Source organism: Arthrobacter sp. Soil736, assembly GCF_001428005.1.
GTDB lineage: Bacteria > Actinomycetota > Actinomycetes > Actinomycetales > Micrococcaceae > Arthrobacter.
In genome coordinates, this window is sequence record NZ_LMSB01000058.1 from 1 (window position 1) to 4804 (window position 4804).

Consider the following 4804-nt stretch of genomic DNA (forward strand, 5'->3'; position numbering starts at 1 on the left):
AGAAGGGGATTGGCCGCCTCCGGTAACCAGCTCCTCGCCGGCCCCCTCTCGGCGACTTAGAAAACAATACACCCACCCCACCCCCACCGCAAACCCACCTCGGTACCCCTGCAGCAGGCGCTGAAATCCCCGGATTTACAGGGATTTCTGGGCCTTCCAGGATGGCCGCCGGGCGGATTCGCGGTCATTTGTCCACTGTGGAGCGCGTCACATTACTACCGGCAGCGTGTCAGGCCGCGCCAGAACGGCAAAGCCGCATCCTGCCGGTAGCCGGCCCCACTGCCAAGCTGGCCAGACCGGTCAGCCTTTGGCTTCGAAGACCCAGGTGAAATCTGCCTCCCGTTGAGCGATCCGGTATGCGTCCAGCACTCCGGGCCCGCAGGCACCGGTCCCCACTCCGCGTTGGATGTGGTCGAGGTAGACATAGGTGCGTCCGTCCGGCACCAGGTCCGGCTGGTGGTTGGCGGCGTCCAGTGCCGCCTGGCTGTACGGCCTGACGGTCAGGGCGAAGGGTTGCCCGCTGATGGCCAGGTTCCCGGCGTCCAGCTGCAGCGTTGCGCTGTGCACGGCCGCGCGGGCACCGGACTCCTGCGGGCGGACGTAGTCAACGGCCATATCCGCGGCAGCCAGCGAGTGCCATCCCTTGCGCGTGCCCTGGCCGGTGTCCGGGTACGCCTGGTGGGGACCTTGCCCGAACCAGTCGACGTGCCGGGCTCCCGTGCCCAGCACCAGCTCCAGTCCGATCCGCGCCCAGGGTACGTCGCGGCCCCTGTCGCTCCAGTCCCCGTCCGGCCGAACCCGCGTCCGCAGGCTGAGCCTTTCGCCGTCGCTTGTCCACGTGTAGTCCACGAACACCCCGTACTGCTTGTCCGCGATACCGACTCGCGTGCGGATCTCCAAGGCGTCGCCGCCGTCCGGGTCCGGGACGGCCGTGATGCCGATCAGCCGGGAGTGGAGCCGGTTGAGGCCTGCGGCGACCCATCGCTGCGCGAGGGTCGGGGCTTCGGGGTTCCCCCACCAGTCCACTCCGTGGTCGTTGTCCGTCGGGGCGCGCCACAGCACAAGCCGGAGATCGTCCACCGGCAGTCCGCCAAGACGGGTCAGCGCTCCGGTGGCCCGGGAGAAGGCAGCCGGTCCCAGCAGGAGCTCATCGGTTCCGGCGCCGGCGCCGGGTGTGCTGTCCTCAGGATCCGGCGCGCCGGCCACAGCTGCGGCTTCAGTGGCACGGACCTGCGGCGCCACGGGCGCGTTGAGGAAGGCCTGGCCCCACGCGACCTCATGTCCGGCGTCGGCCCACTCGGCCTCCTCCGCCAGTTCGGCGCGGATAGTCAGCACCGCTGCCGCATCGCCGGCCAAGGCAGCTAGCCCGGCCGGGAGCTGAATGGTGGTTTCGCCGCGGGGCGCCAACGGCGCAACCGCCACCGGGCCGCCGTCGAGAGTGCCGCCGTCGGCCTCCACGGAGTAGCGGAACCGGAGTGCGGAGGTGTCCGCGAAGTCGAATTTGCTGGCGACGGTGAAGCTGGTCCAGTCTGCCGCGACGGTGATGGCCAGCGGCTCAATGACCTTCTTGAAGTCCAGCAGCCCGGGCCTCGGATTGCGGTCGGCGTCCACGAGGCCGTCCGTGACGAAGTTGCCGTCGTGAATTTCCTCACCAAAGTTCCCGCCGTAGACGAAGTACTCCTGGCCGTCGTCCGCAGTGCGGGTGATCCCATGTTCCAGCCACTCCCAGACGAAGCCGCCCATGAGGCGCGGATACCGGTCGAAGAGCTCCTGGTACTCGGTCATTCCGCCCGGACCGTTGCCCATCGCGTGCACGTATTCGCAGAGGACAAAGGGCATGGCGCGGCGGCGGGCATCAAGCTCGGGATCGCCCAGGGCCGGCTCAATTCCCTGACCGATCAGCGCGGTTTCGGCCTGGTCCGCGTACATCCGTGAATAGACGTCCACGTAGGGCGAGCTCCAGTCACCCTCGTAATGGATGGGCCGGGAGGGGTCGCGGTGCTTGGTCCAGCGGGACATGGCCGCCAGGTTCCGCCCGGTGCCGGACTCGTTTCCCAGCGACCACATGACCACACAGGCGTGGTTCTTGTCCCGCTCAACGGTGCGCCGCATCCTGTCCAGCAGAGCCGGCTCCCACCGGGGGTCGTCACTGGGATTCTGCCGCCAGCCCGCGCTTTCGAAGCCGTGGGTCTCCAGATCGCACTCCAGCACCACGTAGAATCCGAGCCGGTCCGCGAGGGCCAGGAATTCCGGGTGCGGCGGGTAATGGGAGGTGCGGATGGCGTTGATGTTGTGCTGCTTCATGAGCCGCAGCTCGCTCTCCATGACCTCGCGCGGGACAGCGCGGCCGAGACGCGGATCATGTTCATGTCGGTTCACGCCGCGCAGCAGGATCCGCTGGCCGTTGACCTTGAACTGCGCGTCCTCGATGGCGATGCTGCGGAACCCGAGCTGAAGTTCCACCGTCTCGCCGGCCGTGCTGACGGTCGCCGCGTAAAGCCGTGGCAGCTCGGCCGACCACGGCTCAACCGCCGGGATGCGCTGCTCACTTCCCGCGGGCAGCTCCAGTTCCAGCTCGCCAACGCGCACGACGGCGTCAATCGCCTCGCCGGCCCGGGTTGCCTCCACCTTGAGGATCCCTTCTCCGGTGAGATGGTCATATCCGGCGTGGACAAAGACGTCGTCGATGCCGTTGTGCGGCCGGGACTGCAGGGTGACGTCCCGGAAGATGCCCGGCAGCCACCACATGTCCTGGTCCTCCAGGTAGCTGGCCGCCGAGAACTGGGCGACGCGGACGGCCAGGGTGTTCGTGCCCGGGACCAGTACGTTGGTGACTTCGAACTCGTGGGCGAGGCGGCTGCCGCGCGTGGTGCCGAGCCTGGTTCCGTTCAGCCATACAGTGCCGGCGGATTCGATGCCGTCAAAGCGAAGAACCGAGCGCGGAAAGAACTCGGGGCCGGCCTCGAACTCCAGGAGGTGGTCGCCGATGTGGTTTGCGTCCGGCACGTGGGGCGGTTCCACGGCAAACGGATACTGGACGTTCGTGTACCAAGGCGTACCGTGGCCGTGCATGGGCCAGCTGGACGGCACCGGCAACTCGCCGAAGCCCGCCAGGTCCCGACCCAGCTGCCAACCGTCCTGAGGGGCCAGCCTCGCCCCGCCGTGAAGCCGGAACTTCCAAATGCCGTTCAGGACCTTCCGGGGGGCATCGCTGTGCAGGTATGCGCGCGCTGGTAGTGCACCGTCCGCAGGTGCCACGGACTCGAGTTCCCGGACTTCGTCTGCAGCCATGTCGAGGAATCGGTTGGCTGGCGTCGCCGGCCGTGAACCGGCGGGCACAGTGGATGAATCGACTGACATGTTTGTTCCCCTGGGTGGGCCTTGGATAATTTCCGTGAACGTTCACGAACTTGTACAAGCGTACTGTCATCCACATCATTTGGGTAGGGCCCGGCGTCCGGTCAGGCGGACTGGCGCAGCACCAGCTGGTGACGGAGCACCAGCTCCGTGCCCGGGCCGGCCGGATTGAGGGACCCGGTAAGCAAGCCGTCCAGAAGTTCGACGGCGGCCCTCCCCACTTCCCGCAGGTCGAGCGCGAGCGTGGTCAGCTCAGGCGTCAGCAGCTCTCCGAGCGGGATGCCGTCCATGCCGATAACGGCGCAATCAGCAGGGACCGCCCGGCCCGAATCCGCCAGAGCCTTCAGGACGCCCGCCGCCATGAGGTCGTTGAACACCACGATCCCGTCCGTACCGGGGTGCTCGTCGAGGAGCCGCCGCGTCACCTGCCGGGCCGCGGCCGCCGACTCCGGGGAAACCGACACCGCCAGGGCCACCCCGGCGGCAGCCGCGCCGCGGGCGAACGCCTGCCCTCGCACGGTCACGACGCCTTGGACGGGGCCTGGTCCAGGCCTTGGCCCTCCGTCGTGCACCGGTTCCGGGGCGCCGTGGTCCGTGCCCGCGCGGTCGATGTAGGCCAGCTGGCGGCAGCCCCTGGCCTGCAGGTGCTCCAGCGCGGTCCGGGCGGCGTGGGCGTAGTCAAAGGTGATCCCGCCGGACGCAGACCCCGCCGGCTGGTCGAGAACCACCAGGGGCCGGCGCCCAAGGATCGCCTGCGCTTCGTCCGCGGCGCCGCCCAGGTATCCGATCACGGCGTCCACCTGTGGGGCGAGATGCTGCACCGACTCGACACCGGTGGCCCCGCCGTGACCGTAATCATCCATGACGACATGCCAGCCGCGTTGCGTGGCCAGCTCAACCACGCTGGAGGCAAATGCCGGATAGTACGGGTTGGTGAGGTCAGGAATGGCCAGCCCCACCGAAGTGCGAGCTCCCTGGACCAGCCCCTTGGCAAAGCGGCTGGGCGTGTACCCCAATTGGCGCGCTGTTTCCTGGACGCGCTCACGCGTTTCCTGCCGAATACCCGGCATCGCGTTCATGGCCCGGGTAACGGTTTGCCTCGAGACGCCGGCAGCGGCTGCCACGTCAAGGATGGTGGCGCGCTTGGCGGGCCCGCCAGGTGCACCCGGACCGAGGCCGGAGGAAGCATCGCCGGAAGAGGTGGTCATAGTTGGTAAGTCTAGATGCGGGCACCGACTCGGCTGGTTTGAGGTCCGACGGCGGAACGCCCGGCGGAACCCTCTCTCACCTTCCGCGCCTCCCACGGCGGCGCTCTCTCACTTCCTGCCGGATAATCGCGGACGCTCTCTCACTTCCTGCGGTTAAATCGCGGACGCTCTCTCACTTCCCGCGGGTGACGACGGCGCGTGGTGTGCCTGCGTGTGCCCGGCCGGCGTCGGTGTGGTGA

Annotated in this window: 2 protein-coding genes; both read right to left on the bottom strand. The window is 68.2% G+C overall.

Translation table 11 applies throughout. The features are described 5' to 3' along the window. Positions 1-300 precede the first annotated feature (300 nt). Positions 301-3360: a glycoside hydrolase family 2 TIM barrel-domain containing protein gene (locus ASG92_RS24565; protein ID WP_082579717.1), complete on the bottom strand. Its 3060-nt coding sequence runs from the start codon at positions 3358-3360 to the stop codon at positions 301-303. Between the two features lie 101 nt (positions 3361-3461). Further along, complete coding sequence (locus ASG92_RS24570; RefSeq protein WP_056634846.1) at positions 3462-4565, bottom strand: LacI family DNA-binding transcriptional regulator; 1104 nt, start codon at positions 4563-4565, stop codon at positions 3462-3464. Between the last annotated feature and the right edge of the window lie 239 nt (positions 4566-4804).

Coding starts and splice junctions, on each gene's coding strand:
- ASG92_RS24565 (WP_082579717.1), bottom strand. CDS start 3,360: ATGTCAGTCGATTCATCCACTGTGCCCGCCGGTTCACGGCCGGCGACG.
- ASG92_RS24570 (WP_056634846.1), bottom strand. CDS start 4,565: ATGACCACCTCTTCCGGCGATGCTTCCTCCGGCCTCGGTCCGGGTGCA.